This window comes from Serpentinicella alkaliphila (genome assembly GCF_018141405.1).
GTDB lineage: Bacteria > Bacillota > Clostridia > Peptostreptococcales > Natronincolaceae > Serpentinicella > Serpentinicella alkaliphila.
In genome coordinates this window covers 1,180,896-1,195,462 of sequence record NZ_CP058648.1, presented here as the reverse complement: position 1 = coordinate 1,195,462, position 14,567 = coordinate 1,180,896, and the positions used below count along the sequence as shown (strand labels likewise).

General features: G+C 34.4%; 13 protein-coding genes. 1 reads left to right on the top strand and 12 read right to left on the bottom strand.

Annotated features, from left to right (window positions below; translation table 11 throughout):
• Positions 1-57: 57 nt before the first annotated feature.
• The 12 genes from HZR23_RS06035 to HZR23_RS05980 all read right to left on the bottom strand — a co-directional run bounded on the left by HZR23_RS06035 (position 58) and on the right by HZR23_RS05980 (position 12,906).
• Positions 58-900: a 3-hydroxybutyryl-CoA dehydrogenase gene (locus tag HZR23_RS06035; protein WP_132848891.1), complete on the bottom strand. Its 843-nt coding sequence runs from the start codon at positions 898-900 to the stop codon at positions 58-60.
• Positions 901-978: 78 nt separating this feature from the next.
• Positions 979-2,262: a GntP family permease gene (locus HZR23_RS06030; protein ID WP_132848890.1), complete on the bottom strand. Its 1,284-nt coding sequence runs from the start codon at positions 2,260-2,262 to the stop codon at positions 979-981.
• Between the two features lie 25 nt (positions 2,263-2,287).
• Positions 2,288-3,844 (bottom strand): acyl CoA:acetate/3-ketoacid CoA transferase, encoded by a 1,557-nt coding sequence (locus HZR23_RS06025; protein WP_213050338.1) that lies wholly within the window; start codon positions 3,842-3,844, stop codon positions 2,288-2,290.
• 406 nt (positions 3,845-4,250) lie between these two features.
• Positions 4,251-5,669 (bottom strand): sigma-54 interaction domain-containing protein, encoded by a 1,419-nt coding sequence (locus HZR23_RS06020; protein ID WP_132848888.1) that lies wholly within the window; start codon positions 5,667-5,669, stop codon positions 4,251-4,253.
• Positions 5,670-5,771: 102 nt separating this feature from the next.
• Positions 5,772-6,572 (bottom strand): type III pantothenate kinase, encoded by an 801-nt coding sequence (locus tag HZR23_RS06015; RefSeq protein WP_132848887.1) that lies wholly within the window; start codon positions 6,570-6,572, stop codon positions 5,772-5,774.
• 81 nt (positions 6,573-6,653) lie between these two features.
• A complete protein-coding gene (locus HZR23_RS06010; protein WP_243098240.1) occupies positions 6,654-7,649 on the bottom strand; it encodes a biotin--[acetyl-CoA-carboxylase] ligase in 996 nt (331 codons plus the stop codon).
• 53 nt (positions 7,650-7,702) lie between these two features.
• Positions 7,703-8,824: a sodium ion-translocating decarboxylase subunit beta gene (locus tag HZR23_RS06005; RefSeq protein WP_132848885.1), complete on the bottom strand. Its 1,122-nt coding sequence runs from the start codon at positions 8,822-8,824 to the stop codon at positions 7,703-7,705.
• A gap of 33 nt (positions 8,825-8,857) precedes the next feature.
• Positions 8,858-9,250 (bottom strand): biotin/lipoyl-containing protein, encoded by a 393-nt coding sequence (locus HZR23_RS06000; protein WP_132848884.1) that lies wholly within the window; start codon positions 9,248-9,250, stop codon positions 8,858-8,860.
• A gap of 39 nt (positions 9,251-9,289) precedes the next feature.
• A complete protein-coding gene (locus HZR23_RS05995) occupies positions 9,290-9,679 on the bottom strand; it encodes an OadG family protein (protein ID WP_132848883.1) in 390 nt (129 codons plus the stop codon).
• A gap of 23 nt (positions 9,680-9,702) precedes the next feature.
• On the bottom strand, positions 9,703-11,244 hold the full coding sequence (locus tag HZR23_RS05990) for an acyl-CoA carboxylase subunit beta (protein WP_132848882.1): 1,542 nt from the start codon (positions 11,242-11,244) through the stop codon (positions 9,703-9,705).
• 228 nt (positions 11,245-11,472) lie between these two features.
• On the bottom strand, positions 11,473-12,033 hold the full coding sequence (locus HZR23_RS05985; protein ID WP_132848881.1) for a Fe-S-containing hydro-lyase: 561 nt from the start codon (positions 12,031-12,033) through the stop codon (positions 11,473-11,475).
• A gap of 30 nt (positions 12,034-12,063) precedes the next feature.
• Entirely contained in the window at positions 12,064-12,906 is an 843-nt protein-coding gene (locus HZR23_RS05980; RefSeq protein WP_132848880.1) for a fumarate hydratase, read from the bottom strand.
• A gap of 276 nt (positions 12,907-13,182) precedes the next feature.
• Here HZR23_RS05980 and HZR23_RS05975 point away from each other — a divergent pair, with 276 nt between their 5' ends.
• Positions 13,183-14,361, top strand: a complete 1,179-nt coding sequence (locus HZR23_RS05975; RefSeq protein ID WP_213050337.1) for an IS110 family RNA-guided transposase — start codon at positions 13,183-13,185, stop codon at positions 14,359-14,361.
• Positions 14,362-14,567 lie beyond the last annotated feature (206 nt).

Sequence of the window (14,567 nt, the reverse complement as noted above, 5' to 3'; positions counted from 1 at the left end):
CAATGGAAAGAATTTACTAATAGCAGTTACCATAGGTTGAATATTAAATTAATTTATTTAATATTGATAGAAGCCTTTTCCTGTTTTTCTTCCTAGAAGTCCGCCTCTAACCATTTTTTTCAGTAATGGATGAGGTCTATATTTAGGGTCACCAAATTCTTTATATAAAACTTCCATAATCGCTAAGTTAATATCGTTCCCTATTAAATCAGCAAGGGCTAACGGACCCATAGGGTGGTTTGCACCAAGTTTCATAGCTGTATCAATATCCTCTACTGAAGCAACTCCTTCAGCCAAAATTCCAACAGCCTCATTAATCATTGGAATTAATATTCTATTAACAACAAACCCTGGAGCCTCTTCAACATGAACAGGTGTTTTACCTAATTTAACTGTAAGATCAGTAATTACTGTATTAACTTCTTCAGAAGTCACAATACCTTTAATGATTTCTACTAATTTCATCATTGGAACCGGATTAAAGAAATGCATTCCAATAACTTTATCTGCTCTATTAGTTGCACTTGCAACCTCTGTTATAGATAGAGATGATGTGTTTGTAGCAAGAATAGCTTCAGGCTTACAAATTTCATCTAACTCTTTAAATATTTTCTTCTTAATTTCCATGTTTTCAATAGCTGCTTCGATAATAACATCACAATCAGCTATATCTTCATTCTTACTCGATGCTAATATTTTATTTAATGTAGTAGACTTATCTTCAGCACTAATCTTTCCTTTTTCAACACTTTTTTGAAGACTCTTCTCTAATCTTGCCATGGCTTTTTCCAAAGCAGCATCACTAATATCTCTTAAAACAACGTCAAAGCCTGATTGAGCCGAAACTAAAGCTATATCTGCACCCATAGTTCCTGCGCCAATTACTCCTATTTTTTTCATTATTGAATTCCTCCTAAAAAGTATTTTAAAAAGGGGCGAGTTATAATCGCCCCCATTGTTTATTATAACTAATCTTTATTATACTAATCCCATAGTTGATAGAAGGATTGCAGCTATAACTGAAACTATTGGAATCGCACATGCTACCATAAAGATATCTTTATAAGAGTCTTTATGTGTCATAGAACAAACTGCTAATAAAGTTAATACCGCTCCATTATGTGGTAATGTATCCAAACCACCTGAAGATAAAGAAGCTACTCTGTGGAAAGCTGCTAAAGGAATTCCAGAAGAAGCTGCTAACTCAACATATTTATCACCTAATGCCGCTAGTGCAATACCCATACCACCAGAAGCTGAACCTGTTGCTCCTGCAAGGATATTAACTGCTACTGCCTCAGAGATTAGAGGATTTCCTTTAATTCCTAATACAAAATCTGTTAATGCTACGAATCCTGGTACCGCTCTAACAACAGCCCCAAATCCTACAGCTGCTGAAGTATTAATAATCGCTTGAACAGATCCTGCCGCACCAGTGTTTAAAGTTTTTATTAATTGTGGTAATCTATTGAAATTAAATGCTATTGCAAGTAATATACCTACTGATAAGGATGTGATGATATGGAATTTAGCAAAGTTTAATAAAACAATTACTGCTACTAACGGTAGAGCTGATAATAAAGGATTTGGTAAATTAGCTACGTCAAGCTCATCTAATTTAGTATCTGGCTCTGTAAATAATTCACCAGCTGCAGTATATTTTTTCTCTCTATAAGTTAACCAAGCTAAGCCTCCACCTGCCATAATAAGTGCACCGGCAAATCCCATAATTGGTGCCGCTGAAGGAGTTGTTCCGAAGTATTGCATTGGAATTAAGTTTTGAATTTGTGGTGTTCCTGGAATTGCTATCATTGTAAATGTGAAAGAACCTAAGGCTATTGCTCCTGGTATTAATTTTCTTGTAATATTAGCCTCTCTAAATAATGCTACTGCTAAAGGATAAATAGCAAATACTACTACGAATAATGATACCCCACCATAAGTTAAGATTGCACAACCAGCAACTACTGCTGCAATTGCAAATTTAGTTCCGATTACTTTTGTTACCCAATAAGCTACTGAACGAGCCGCCCCAGAATCGTCCATAACTTTTCCAAATAGTGCACCTAGCATAAATACTGGGAACCAAGACTTAGTAAAACCAACAAAGCCTGTCATATACGTATCTGTATAAGCTGGTAATAATTCAAGTCCTCCAGTAAGAGCAACTATCATTGCGCATATAGGTGCAATCCAAATAATGGACATTCCCTTATATGCTAAGAACATAAGCAAGCCTAAACCTAAAATAATTCCAAACATAAACTCATCTCCCTCTCATATTGAATTATTTTATAATTAAACCCATTTTTTCGGGTCTAAAAATCTTATCATCCATTAACTTAAGATTTTCACTAATTACTGGTTTAAAGTCCATAAGAGCTAGAATGTCTTTCTCTAAATCCACCCCAGGTGCAATCTCAATTAATGTAACACCTGCTTCTGTTAACTCAAATACTGCTCTTTCTGTAATATAAAGTACTGGTTGCCCTTTTTCTTTTGCATAAGTTCCACTAAATGTAATATGTTCAACTTCTTTTATGAATTTCTTAGATTTACCCTCTTGAATTATATTAAGTTTTCCATCTTTAGCTTCAATTTCTAGGCCACCTGCTGTAAAAGCACCACAGTAAATTACTTTTTTAGCATTTTGTGTAATGTTAACGAATCCACCTGCACCTGCTACTTTAGGTCCAAATTTACTTACGTTAATATTTCCTTGTTCATCACATTGAGCTAAACCTAAAAATGCTACATCAAGTCCTCCACCATCATAAAAATCAAATTGGTATGGTTGATCAATGATTGCTTGTGGGTTTGTTGCAGCCCCAAAGCTTAATCCACCAGCTGGAACTCCACCAATAGCCCCCGGCTCAACTGTTAATGTCATTTGATGTCCTTGACCCTCTTCATTAGCTACTATAGCAACTCCCTCAGGAACTCCGATACCTAAGTTAACTATTGCATTTGCAGGTAACTCCATAGCTCCACGACGAGCGATAATCTTTCTTTCATCTAATTCTAAAGGCTTCACTTTATTGATAGGAATACTAATATTTCCTGTGTATGCCTCATTATATTGCTCTGAGAATGTCTGCATATGGTTGTGTAAATCTTGAACTTCTACTATTGTGTCCACATAAATTCCAGGTATTTTAACTAGTTTTGGATCTAAAGTTCCCGCTTTAACTACTTTTTCTACCTGTACTATAACTTTCCCACCTGAGTTTTTAACTGCTTGTGCAATAGATAAAACCTCTATTGATAGTGCTTCTTTCTCCATTGTTACGTTTCCTAATTCATCCGCATAAGTTCCTCTAAGTAGAGCAAAGTGGATTGGAAACGCCTTGTAAAATAAGTATTCTTTTCCGTCGATTTCTATTACTCGAACTATGTCTTCTTTAGCTGCTTCGTTTAATTTACCACCTGTTACCCTAGGGTCAGCAAATGTTTTTAAACCAACATGTGTCAGAGTCCCTGGTTTACCAGCAGCAATATCTCTAAATAGATGAGAAATAACCCCTTGCGGAAGATTGTATGCTGCAACTTTATTTTCCAGTGCAAGTTTACCCATCTTAGGAACTAAGCCCCAGTGACCACCAACAACTTCTCTTAGTAATCCTTCATGTCCATAATGATTCAAGCCTCTTTCTTTTCCATCTCCCTGTCCAGCTGCATAAACTAGTTTTAAGTTTCTTGGTTCTCCTGTTTCAAGAAATCTCTTTTCTAATGCTATATGCAGTTCCTCTGGAATACCTATACCTGCGAAACCTCCAGTAGCCACTGTACTCTCAGATGTTATTAATTGAGCCGCTTCTGCTGCGGTTAGAAATTTTGGTGCCATAAATTAAAACCCTCCCTCAAGTTTAATTTAGATTCATACATATTATTATATCTCTTTTATATTATGTATGAATTTGAATCACAGTATTATATAAAAAATACTTTGTTGTTCTAATATACTGCAAAGTCTATGCCAATATACTTATACATTAGGTACTCCTTATTGAAAACTATTGAATAAACTAAAGGACAAGTATAAAAGAACATGCAAAACTTTATATAAATAATAGATAACTATAATTCATAATCTAATTTTGTTAATTATTCTTACATATTATTCAAAATAATTATTAATATTTATCTATTATTATCTGTGTCTTGAGTGGAATAGTTGTAATATCTGGTTTTCACGTTTTTTTGTTTCAGATTCTCATACTGTAAATTTTATGAACATTGTACAGATTTGTTTACACTTCTATGTCGTACTTCTCAATTTTTTCGTATAAGCTTGTCCTACTTATTCCTAAAATTTTAGCTGTTTTCATTTTATTTCCCTTTGTTCTCTTTAAGCATTTTTTTATTTCTTCTTTTTCAACATTATCTAATATTTCTTTTAAAGACATTTCCTTTACATGAGTATCCGCTTTATTATTTTTAGTTATGTAGTATGGAAGGTGCTCGAGCATTATCATGGCTTCCTTATCCATAATATTAAATGCCCTTTCAATTACATTTTGAAGTTCTCTAACATTACCAGGCCAAGAGTATAGTTTTAAACAATTCATTGCCTCTGTACTAATTGCGGATACATAATGATCCATTTCCTTAGATAGCTTTTTAATAAGCTGCCTTGAAATTACAGGAATATCCTCTTTTCTTTCTCTCAATGGAGGTATTTTAATACTAATAACATTAAGTCTATAGTATAAATCCTCTCGAAACTTTTTATTTTTTACCATTTCCTCTAAGTTTTGATTGGTAGCTGCTACTATTCTAACATCAATTTTTTTACTAGTTATTCCACCTATTCTTTCAACTTCCTTCTCCTGAATTACCCTTAATAGCTTAGCCTGCATATTTAACGGCATCTCACCTATTTCATCGAGAAAAATTGTGCTTTTGTCAGCCAATTCAAACTTTCCTGGTTTACCACCCTTTTTTGCACCTGTAAATGCACCGGGTTCATAGCCAAATAGTTCTGATTCTAGTAGGTCTGGTGGTATTGCTGCACAATTAATCTTTATTAAGGGATAATCTACTCTAGAGCTGGCATTATGAATTGCATGGGCAAACAATTCCTTTCCAGTTCCGCTTTCCCCTAGCAATAATACATTTGACTTTGATGCAGCAACTTTCCTTGATAGGTCTTTTACCTTTCTAATACTTTCACTTTCTCCAACAATACTCTGAAAGGTATAGTCACTACCTAGGGCCTTTTTTAGTTCCTTTTTAAATAGATCAAATTCTTTCTCCATACGACTTATTCTACTTACATAAGTGTTAAGGTCCAGAACATCTTTAAAAATAACTGTCCCGACAGCACCAATTATTTCCCCATCCTTGTAGATCGGAATACGGTCTGCTATCATATAATTTCCTTTAATATGCTGAACATCACCGATTTCTTGTTTTCCAGTTTTCGCTACAATATGCATTCTTGTATTTTCAATAACTTCAGTACAATGCTTCCCTATAACCTCATCCTCATTCACTCCGAGAAAATTACAATAGGCTTTATTAAGAATTATTATACGCCCCTCTTTATCTACTACAACCATAGAATAGTAAAAATTACTGACGATATTTTTATATAACTCTAAATCCTCATTTTGTTTTTTTAAAGATTCAAGTGTAGAGTTATATATTTCCTTATTTTCATTGACCATAGAACGCCCACCTCACTCACTATTACTTAATAGTATTATTCTTTAAGTTATAGTTAAAACCCTTTTTCTAACTCCTTTTTAAATATAAAAAAAGAACAAGAATTAATCTTGTCCTATATATCTTCTATTTGCTTCTTCTTTATTTCTTTCGTAAATAATTATCAGACCCTCAAGAGTTAAGTATTTATCTACTACATTAATGATATCAGTTTCACTAGCAATCAGAGTAGCTAATCCCCCTGTGGCAACAACAGTTGCATTTTTAGTATTTAATTCTGATTTCATTTTTTTAATTATATACTCTACAAGTCCAACATAACCATAAATTATGCCAGCTTGCATACTGTTTACAGTATTTTTACAAATAACTTTTCCTGGTTTAACTAATTCAACTCTTGGTAACTTAGCTGCTCTTTGGAAAAGTGCATCACTGGATATTTTAAGACCAGGAGAAATTGTTCCCCCTAAGTATACGCCCTCTTTTGATACAGCGCAGAAAGTAGTTGCAGTCCCGAAATCTACTATTATTAAAGGCCCCTCATATTTTTCAAAGGCCGCCACAGCATTAACTATTCTATCTGCCCCAACTTGTTTTGGGTTATCATATTTAATGTTAATACCAGTTTTAATCCCAGGTCCAACTACTAAAGGATCTATGTTAAATAATTTTCTAGTTGCATGTTCTAACGAATACATTATATTAGGCACTACTGATGATATTATTACATCTTCAACTTTCTTAATATCAACATTGCTATAGTGAAAGAGTTGATGAATCATTAAGCTATATTCATCAGAAGTCTTGTCCTTATCTGTTGAAATTCTCCAGCAATTAAGCAGTTCTCTACCCTCGTATAAACCTAAAACAATATTGCTATTTCCAACGTCAAAAACCAATATCATTAAATTTCACCTTCTTAAGTTTAGTTTGGTATATATACCGTATAATTGTAGCAGGTTCATATTTATATTGCAATACTTTTATCACACGTACCCATTTAGTCCTCTAACAGAGACCTCTCCAGATTGAATTACTTCCTTCTCACCATTTTCCATTAACATTAGGAGATTTCCCTCTTCCGTTATATCTATAACTAAACCTTCTTTTATACTATTTCCCCTAATAATATTAACCTTCTTATTTAATATAGCTGAAAACTCCTTGCATATAGCAATAGTTTTTTTTATGCTTCCTTTTATTATGAAGTCTTCATACAACTCCTCAAATACTTTTAATATATTAGTTACTAAAGTTTTTCTATCCACTGTTTTACCTATCTCAACAGCTATTGACGTTGCAACATCGCTTATTTCTTCAGAAAAATACAGTGTATTCACGTTTATACCAACACCTACAATTAAATAATGAATTTCATTTAGTTCTGCGGACATCTCTGTCAGTATACCGCATAGTTTTTTACCATTGAAAACTATATCATTTGGCCATTTTATTAAGGTGTCTATACCTACAACATTTCTAATTGTACTACATACTGCTGCTGCAGCAATTTGGGTAAGTTTTGTCCCCTCCAAAGGTGGTATATGGGGTTTTAGAAAAATAGACATCCAAATACCCTCACCCTTTGGTGATGCCCAGGCTCTTCCTAGTCTACCCCTTCCAAGTAGCTGTTCTTCACTTATTACAACTGTTCCATGGGACAAATCATTTCCTTTTTGTTTGCAATAATCGTTAGTCGAATCGATACTTTCAAAATAAATTATGTTTCTCCCTATAGTTTGAGTTTGCAATCTCCCAATTAATTCACCTGGCAATAGACTATTGTAATTTTCAACAATTCGGTACCCTTTTTTATGAACAGATTCTATTTCATAGCCTTCTTTTCTTAATATATTAATATGTTTCCAAATAGCAGTACGAGATACTTTTAATAAGTAGCTCAATTCTTCTCCAGAAATGAACTCTCCTTTTCTATTATTAAGTATTTCTATAATGTCATTTCGCAAAATTATCACCATCATTCTTTAGAAATTAAAAAGAGAGTGTTCTACTCTCCCAATGATACCACATTATATTAATTAGCAAATAAAGTCAATAATATTCCTGCTGCAATAGCTGAACCTATTACCCCCGCAACATTTGGGCCCATGGCATGCATTAATAGGAAATTACTTGGGTCAGCCTTTTGCCCTTCTACTTGAGAAACTCTAGCTGCCATAGGTACTGCGGACACACCAGCGGAGCCTATTAATGGATTTATTGCATTTCCACCCATAAGCTTATTCATAATCTTTGCAAGTATAACACCTGAAGCAGTTCCAAACCCGAATGCAACAATACCTAATCCTATAATCATAAGAGTCTGTAGATTTAAAAATTGATCCGCCCTTGCAGTCCCACCTACACTTATACCTAATAAAATAGTCACTATGTTTATTAGCTCATTTTGTGCTGTTTTAGAAAGTCTCTCAGTAACACCACTTTCCTTTAATAAATTCCCGAGCATTAGCATACCTACTAAAGACGTTGCAGCAGGTAAAACTAACGACACAAAAACCGCAACTAAAATAGGAAAAATAATTCTTTCTTTTTTGGATACTGTTCTTAGCTGCTTCATTTTTATTTTACGTTCTTCTTCCGTAGTTAATGCCCTCATAATTGGTGGTTGTATTACAGGCACTAAGGCCATATAGGAATATGCGGCTACTGCAATGGGTCCTAACAAATCCGGTCTTAAAATAGAGGTTAGGAATATGGCAGTTGGACCGTCAGCCCCTCCAATAATCCCTATAGAAGCTGCACCTTGAGCATCAAAACCTAGCATTAATGCACCAATAAAAGTCATAAAAATCCCAAACTGTGCCGCCGCTCCAAGAAGTATACTTTTTGGATTAGCGATTAGTGGTCCAAAGTCTGTCATAGCCCCAACACCTAAAAATATTAGAGGTGGAAATATAGCTGTTTTCAATCCATATGTATAAAAATAGTAAAGAAGACCACCTTCATCCATAATGCCGCTTAAGGGTAGATTCGTTAATAGCATACCAAAGGCTATCGGAACAAGAAGTAAAGGTTCGAATTTTTTTGCTACTGCTAAATACAAAAGCAAACATGCAACTATTATCATAACAAGATGTTGCCAAGTCATATGAGCAAATCCTGTACCTTCTAAAAACCTAAACAGAACATCAATCATCTGTGCATCTCCCTTCTTAGTTTATACGTGCCATTATTTAATAGATACTAGCACATCTCCACCATTAACCGATGCACCCTCCACAACATTAACAGAGGCTATAACTCCATCTATAGGTGACATAATTTCATTTTCCATTTTCATCGCTTCAAGGATAATGAGTACTTGCCCTTTTTTTACCTTATCTCCTTCTTTTACTAACACCTTCCATGCATTACCCTGCATTGGAGCATCAACAATAGTCGCGTCAGAAGGAACCTCCTTTAATACGCTTGAAGTTTGACTTTGTGTTGGTTTCATTGGTTCTTGAGCAGAATTATTTGGACTAGCAGTTACTGTTCTTGGAGTGGGCTGTACTCCCTCTGTAATTTCTTCAACCTCTACTTCATAACTTACACCGTTTACAGTTATATAAAATTTTCTCATTTAAAATTCCTCCTCATTAAATCAAGAATAATTCATTAACTATCTTAACTGTTGCATGCGATTAAACTTACTCCACGCTGGAGTTGTGTCTTGCTTTCTTGTAATATTTTTAACTACTATATTATGAGTAGATGTATTTAAACTGGCAGCTATAGCAGCAGTAATAACAGCAACCAACTCTCCATAATCTTCAAGTATTTCCTGTTGAACCTCAGAATTCATCCCAGTTTCGTCAAATGAAACGGATTCTGAAGGAACTTTCTTAGATTCTCCAGCAAATTTTTGTAAAAGATTTACTGCAAACATAATTAAAACTAAAATAAAAAATACTACTACCATCCCAAATAGAGAAACCCCTATGCCCCCAAGTATCTTTTCCCCTAAAGTAAGGGAATCAATAGAATTCTTTAACTTTCCAATCAAGTCCATACAAATTCACCTCTTTAAAGTTTTTACAATGGTATATTCCCATGTTTTTTTGAAGGCCTACTATCACTTTTACTCATTAACATGTTTAATGCATCGGCAACTCTAGGTCTTGTAGCCGATGGTTCAATTATATCGTCAACAAATCCCATTTCAGCAGCTTTATAGGGTGTAGCATATTCCATAATATATTCCGAAACTTTTTCTACTCGCATTTCCTTAGGATTCTTGGCATTGGCAATTTCACTTTTAAATACTATATTTGCTGCAGCCGCAGGTGTCATAACTGCAATTTCCGCCATAGGCCACGCAAATACAATATCCGCACCTAAATTTTTACTACACATGGCTATATATCCCCCACCATATGCTCTCCTCACTACAAGTGTAACCTTGGGAACAGTTGATTCAGCGTATGCATAAAAAAGTTTACCACCATGTCTAATGAGCCCACCATATTCTTGGTTTGCTTCCGGTAAAAATCCAGGTACATCTACTAAAGTTAATAACGGAATATTAAAGCTATCACAAAATCTAACAAATCTCGCACCCTTATCAGAGGAGTTTATATCTAGGCACCCGTCTAAAACATTAGGTTGGTTCCCAATTACCCCAATAGTTTGACCATTAATACGAATAAACCCAGTCAAAATATTTCGAGCAAAATACTTATGTACTTCCATAAAATATCCATCATCACAGATTGCCATGATTATATTTCTCATATCATAATCAGCATCAGAAGCTTCTGGAATTATATTTTCAAGACCTGGGATAATTTTATTAATATCATCATTAGTTTCTATAATAGGTGCACCTTCAATATTATTTGAAGGAATCATAGTAATCAATTCCCTTATCATATCAATACATTCCATGTCATTAGTGGCCAAAAAATGTGCTGTACCACTACTTTCATTATGAATTATTGCTCCACCAATATCTTGAGCTGATAATCTTTCAGATGTAGCCCCTTCGATAGCATTAGGTCCATTAACAAAGAGCTGACTTGTTTCATTTACCATAAAAACAAAATCAGATAAGGCAGGGGTATATGCTGCACTACCAGCACTCAAGCCCATAATTGCTGTAATTTGGGGTATTACCCCCGAGGAAATTGTATTTAGACGTAAAATTTCTGCGTATATAGCTAATGCATTAATTCCTTCTTGTATTCTAGCTCCACCAGAATCCTGTAGTCCAATGATTGGTGCACCCATTTTTAGTGCCATTTCTTGGACCCTAACAATTTTTTTCCCATGCATCTCTCCAACTGACCCAGCTAAAACAGTATAATCTTGAGCATATGCATATACTAGTTTTCCTTCTACTAAGCCATAGCCTGTAATAACACCTTCGCTAAATGCCTCAGTTTTTTCCATACTAGATGGCCTACTTTTAACAAAAGCATCTAACTCTACAAACGTTCCAGAATCAAACAACATATTTATCCTTTCCCGGGCAGTAAGTTTTGACTTTTTCCTCAATTCCTTAACTATATTCTCATCACCAGCAGATAAAATCTTTGCTTTTAAACCACGAAAGTTCTCTAGTTTATTGTTTTTCATGCTTACCCTCCTAATTTCCTTATCATACATTTAGTATTACAAGACCATTCGAAATTACTCAATTGAAAACAACACTCTAAGTACAAATCCCTATTTCTTATTTTATTACTATAGAACTTAATATTTTTCCAAACACTATATAATATAAACATATAGAAATTTTTTACAATAATCAAGTGCGCAAAAATACCAATATAGGGTCAATACATTGAAAAACCACAGGTTTAATTATTTATCTTTTTTTAAATAACTTTCAGTTCCAAGTTCATATAAATTATTTCCTTTACTATCAATAGCGACTATTGTAGGTAAGTCCTTAACAACTAGTTTATGTATGGCCTCTGTTCCTAAATCTTTAAAGGCTATAGTTTCACTCTCTACTATACAATCAGATATTAAAGCACCTGCGCCACCGATTGCAGCAAAATATACTGCTTTATTTAACTTTATAGCATTAATTACAGCTTCATTTCTATTTCCTTTTCCAATCATACCTTTTAAACCCTTTTCTAAAATCAAGGGTGTATACGCATCCATTCTACCACTAGTCGTAGGTCCTGCGGAGCCTATAACTCTTCCCGGTGAAGCTGGAGTAGGTCCGACATAATATATAATTTGGTCTTTAAGCTCAAAGGGGAGCTCCTTTCCTTCTATTATCATATTATATAGTCTTTTATGGGCCTGATCTCTTGCAGTATATATTACTCCACTTATTAAAACTTTTTGACCAACGGTTAATTTATCTATATCTGTAATCGTTAAAGGGGTTTCTATTTTTATGTTTTCCATATTTTCCTCCATAGATATCTATTTAAATTACTATAATATTATTTCACCATGCCTGGACGCATGACAGTTTATGTTCACTGCAACAGGTAGCCCTGCAATATGAGTAGGAAAGGTTTCTATATGTAAATCTAGAGCAGTAGTTTTTCCACCAAAGCCCTGAGGCCCTATACCCAATTCGTTTATTTCCTTTAATAACTCAAGTTCAAGATCCCCAATATATGAATCCTCATGTCTTTGTCCTAAATCTTTGAGAAGTGCCTTTTTTGCTAACATCGTTACCTTATCGAAGGTGCCGCCGATTCCAACCCCAACGATTATCGGTGGACAGGGATTACCACCTGCGTTTTTTATAGTCTCAATTACGAAATCTTTTATACCTTTAACTTCATCTGAGGGTTTTAACATTTTAACAGCGCTCATATTTTCACTGCCAAAACCTTTGGCACCCAAATGTATTTTTAAACTATTACCCGGTACTATGTCAAAGTGGATAACAGCCGGTGTATTATCCTCTGTATTACCCCTTCTTATAGGGCACTTAACAACTGACTTTCTCAAAAACCCTTCTCTATAACCTAGGCGCACACCCTCGTTTATTGCTTCCGAAAGGCTTCCATTTATTATTTTTACATCTTGTCCTATTTCTACAAATACAACTATCATTCCCGTATCCTGACACATTGGAATTTCTTTTCTACTGGCTATTTGTCCATTTAGTAAAATATCCTCTAATATCCTTCTTCCAATCATAGAATCCTCATCATTTATAGAATTAACTAGAGCTTCTTTAACATCATTAGGCATATTTATATTTATCTGTATACATAACTTCTTCACCGCATCCACTATTTCCTTACAATCTATAGTCTTCATATCTTCACCTTGTATAATGAAAACATAGGGGAAGTCATTATACATTTTCCTTTCTAGATTATTTTCTATATAATCTTTATAGGCGCTGTGGATTAGTTTGTTCACCTACGGCAGCTGTCCCTATACAGCCGACTGTTTCTTTTGAGGCTATAACCACAGCTCTATGTTCATTTGTTAATTAGTTAGATAACGCTTTGACGTTTTATATATAGCAAGGATACATTTAACATAGGGTTTGTGGAAACATAGCGTACTATATTTAAGGAGTTGATTACTATGTTATTTGTGGGCATTGATGTTGCCAAAGCTAAACACGATTGCTGTATCTTAGACTCTGATGGTGTTATTCATACTAATTCTTTACGTATTTCTAATTCTAAGGAAGGTTTTGATACCCTATATTCTTCTATCCTTTCTGCTCTTGGCTCCAAGAGTATTAACAACGTAAAAATAGGACTTGAATCAACAGGTCATTACAGCACAAATATCACAAATTATCTGTATTCCAAAGGCTTTCAGGTCACCATCCTAAATCCATTGGCTACTAATCTTTTCCGTAAGGCTCAAACCCTTAGGAAAACTAAAACAGATAAGACCGACGCTAAGGTCATTGCAACTATGCTCTTTACTGATGAATCTAAATCCTATTCACCAGTATCATATCAGATTCAGGAGCTAAAGTCACTAACAAGACACCGTCATAGAATGGTTAGTTACCGTTCTAGACTTAAACTTTCAGTTAGTCGCTTAATAGATATCATTTTTCCTGAATTGCCAAGCTTATTTTGGTCTATACACCAAAGTTCCAAATATGCATTATTAATTGAATTACCAACCCCCGATAGTATTTACAACTGCAATCTGACAAAGTTGACAAACCTAATAAGAACAGCCTCTAAAGGTAAATATAGCAAAGAGAAAGCAATTGCTTTAAAAGAGCTTGCTATCAAATCTATTGGGTCAAGCAATCGCTCTACAGCCTTCGAATTACAACAAACTATTCGCCTCATACAATCTGTACAAACAGAAATAGATGCATTAGATAATCAAATTAAATTAGTCGTACAAGAACTCAATACCCCACTCATTACTATTCCTGGCATTGGATATACTCTAGCTGCCATTATATTAGCTGAAATTGGTCATATTGATCGTTTCTCCAACCCAGCTAAACTTCTTGCATTTGCAGGTATGGATCCTTCTACTTACCAATCTGGGACTTACAATGCATCTAAAACTCCAATGGTTAAGAGAGGCTCTACATACCTTAGGTGGGCTATTATGCAAGCATCTAGACTTGTTGCTATGCGCGATAAAGTCTTTAGTGATTATATGGTCAAAAAGCGTTCTGAAGGCAAACACTTCAATGTTGCCAGATGCCATGTCGGTAAAAAGTTAATTAGGGTAATTTACTACCTCCTAAAAAACAATACTGCATTTGTTCCACAAGTCTAATTTAATCTATTTTTTTCAGAGCAACTGAGTTGCTCTGTTTGTCATGCATTTTTTTGTAATAGATGTCTTTAAAATTATTTTCTTCATGACTTCTTTAAATACGAAATTTTTCTTGACTTCATATAGTTAGTCTCAACTAGAATTATTTAATATTTTATCTCTATAGTACGATACCAACCTTTATTAAGTATAAAGGTTGGTATCAA

Coding starts and splice junctions, on each gene's coding strand:
- HZR23_RS06035 (WP_132848891.1), bottom strand. CDS start 900: ATGAAAAAAATAGGAGTAATTGGCGCAGGAACTATGGGTGCAGATATA.
- HZR23_RS06030 (WP_132848890.1), bottom strand. CDS start 2,262: ATGTTTGGAATTATTTTAGGTTTAGGCTTGCTTATGTTCTTAGCATAT.
- HZR23_RS06025 (WP_213050338.1), bottom strand. CDS start 3,844: ATGGCACCAAAATTTCTAACCGCAGCAGAAGCGGCTCAATTAATAACA.
- HZR23_RS06020 (WP_132848888.1), bottom strand. CDS start 5,669: ATGGTCAATGAAAATAAGGAAATATATAACTCTACACTTGAATCTTTA.
- HZR23_RS06015 (WP_132848887.1), bottom strand. CDS start 6,572: ATGATATTGGTTTTTGACGTTGGAAATAGCAATATTGTTTTAGGTTTA.
- HZR23_RS06010 (WP_243098240.1), bottom strand. CDS start 7,649: ATGATGGTGATAATTTTGCGAAATGACATTATAGAAATACTTAATAAT.
- HZR23_RS06005 (WP_132848885.1), bottom strand. CDS start 8,824: ATGATTGATGTTCTGTTTAGGTTTTTAGAAGGTACAGGATTTGCTCAT.
- HZR23_RS06000 (WP_132848884.1), bottom strand. CDS start 9,250: ATGAGAAAATTTTATATAACTGTAAACGGTGTAAGTTATGAAGTAGAG.
- HZR23_RS05995 (WP_132848883.1), bottom strand. CDS start 9,679: ATGGACTTGATTGGAAAGTTAAAGAATTCTATTGATTCCCTTACTTTA.
- HZR23_RS05990 (WP_132848882.1), bottom strand. CDS start 11,244: ATGAAAAACAATAAACTAGAGAACTTTCGTGGTTTAAAAGCAAAGATT.
- HZR23_RS05985 (WP_132848881.1), bottom strand. CDS start 12,033: ATGGAAAACATAAAAATAGAAACCCCTTTAACGATTACAGATATAGAT.
- HZR23_RS05980 (WP_132848880.1), bottom strand. CDS start 12,906: ATGAAGACTATAGATTGTAAGGAAATAGTGGATGCGGTGAAGAAGTTA.
- HZR23_RS05975 (WP_213050337.1), top strand. CDS start 13,183: ATGTTATTTGTGGGCATTGATGTTGCCAAAGCTAAACACGATTGCTGT.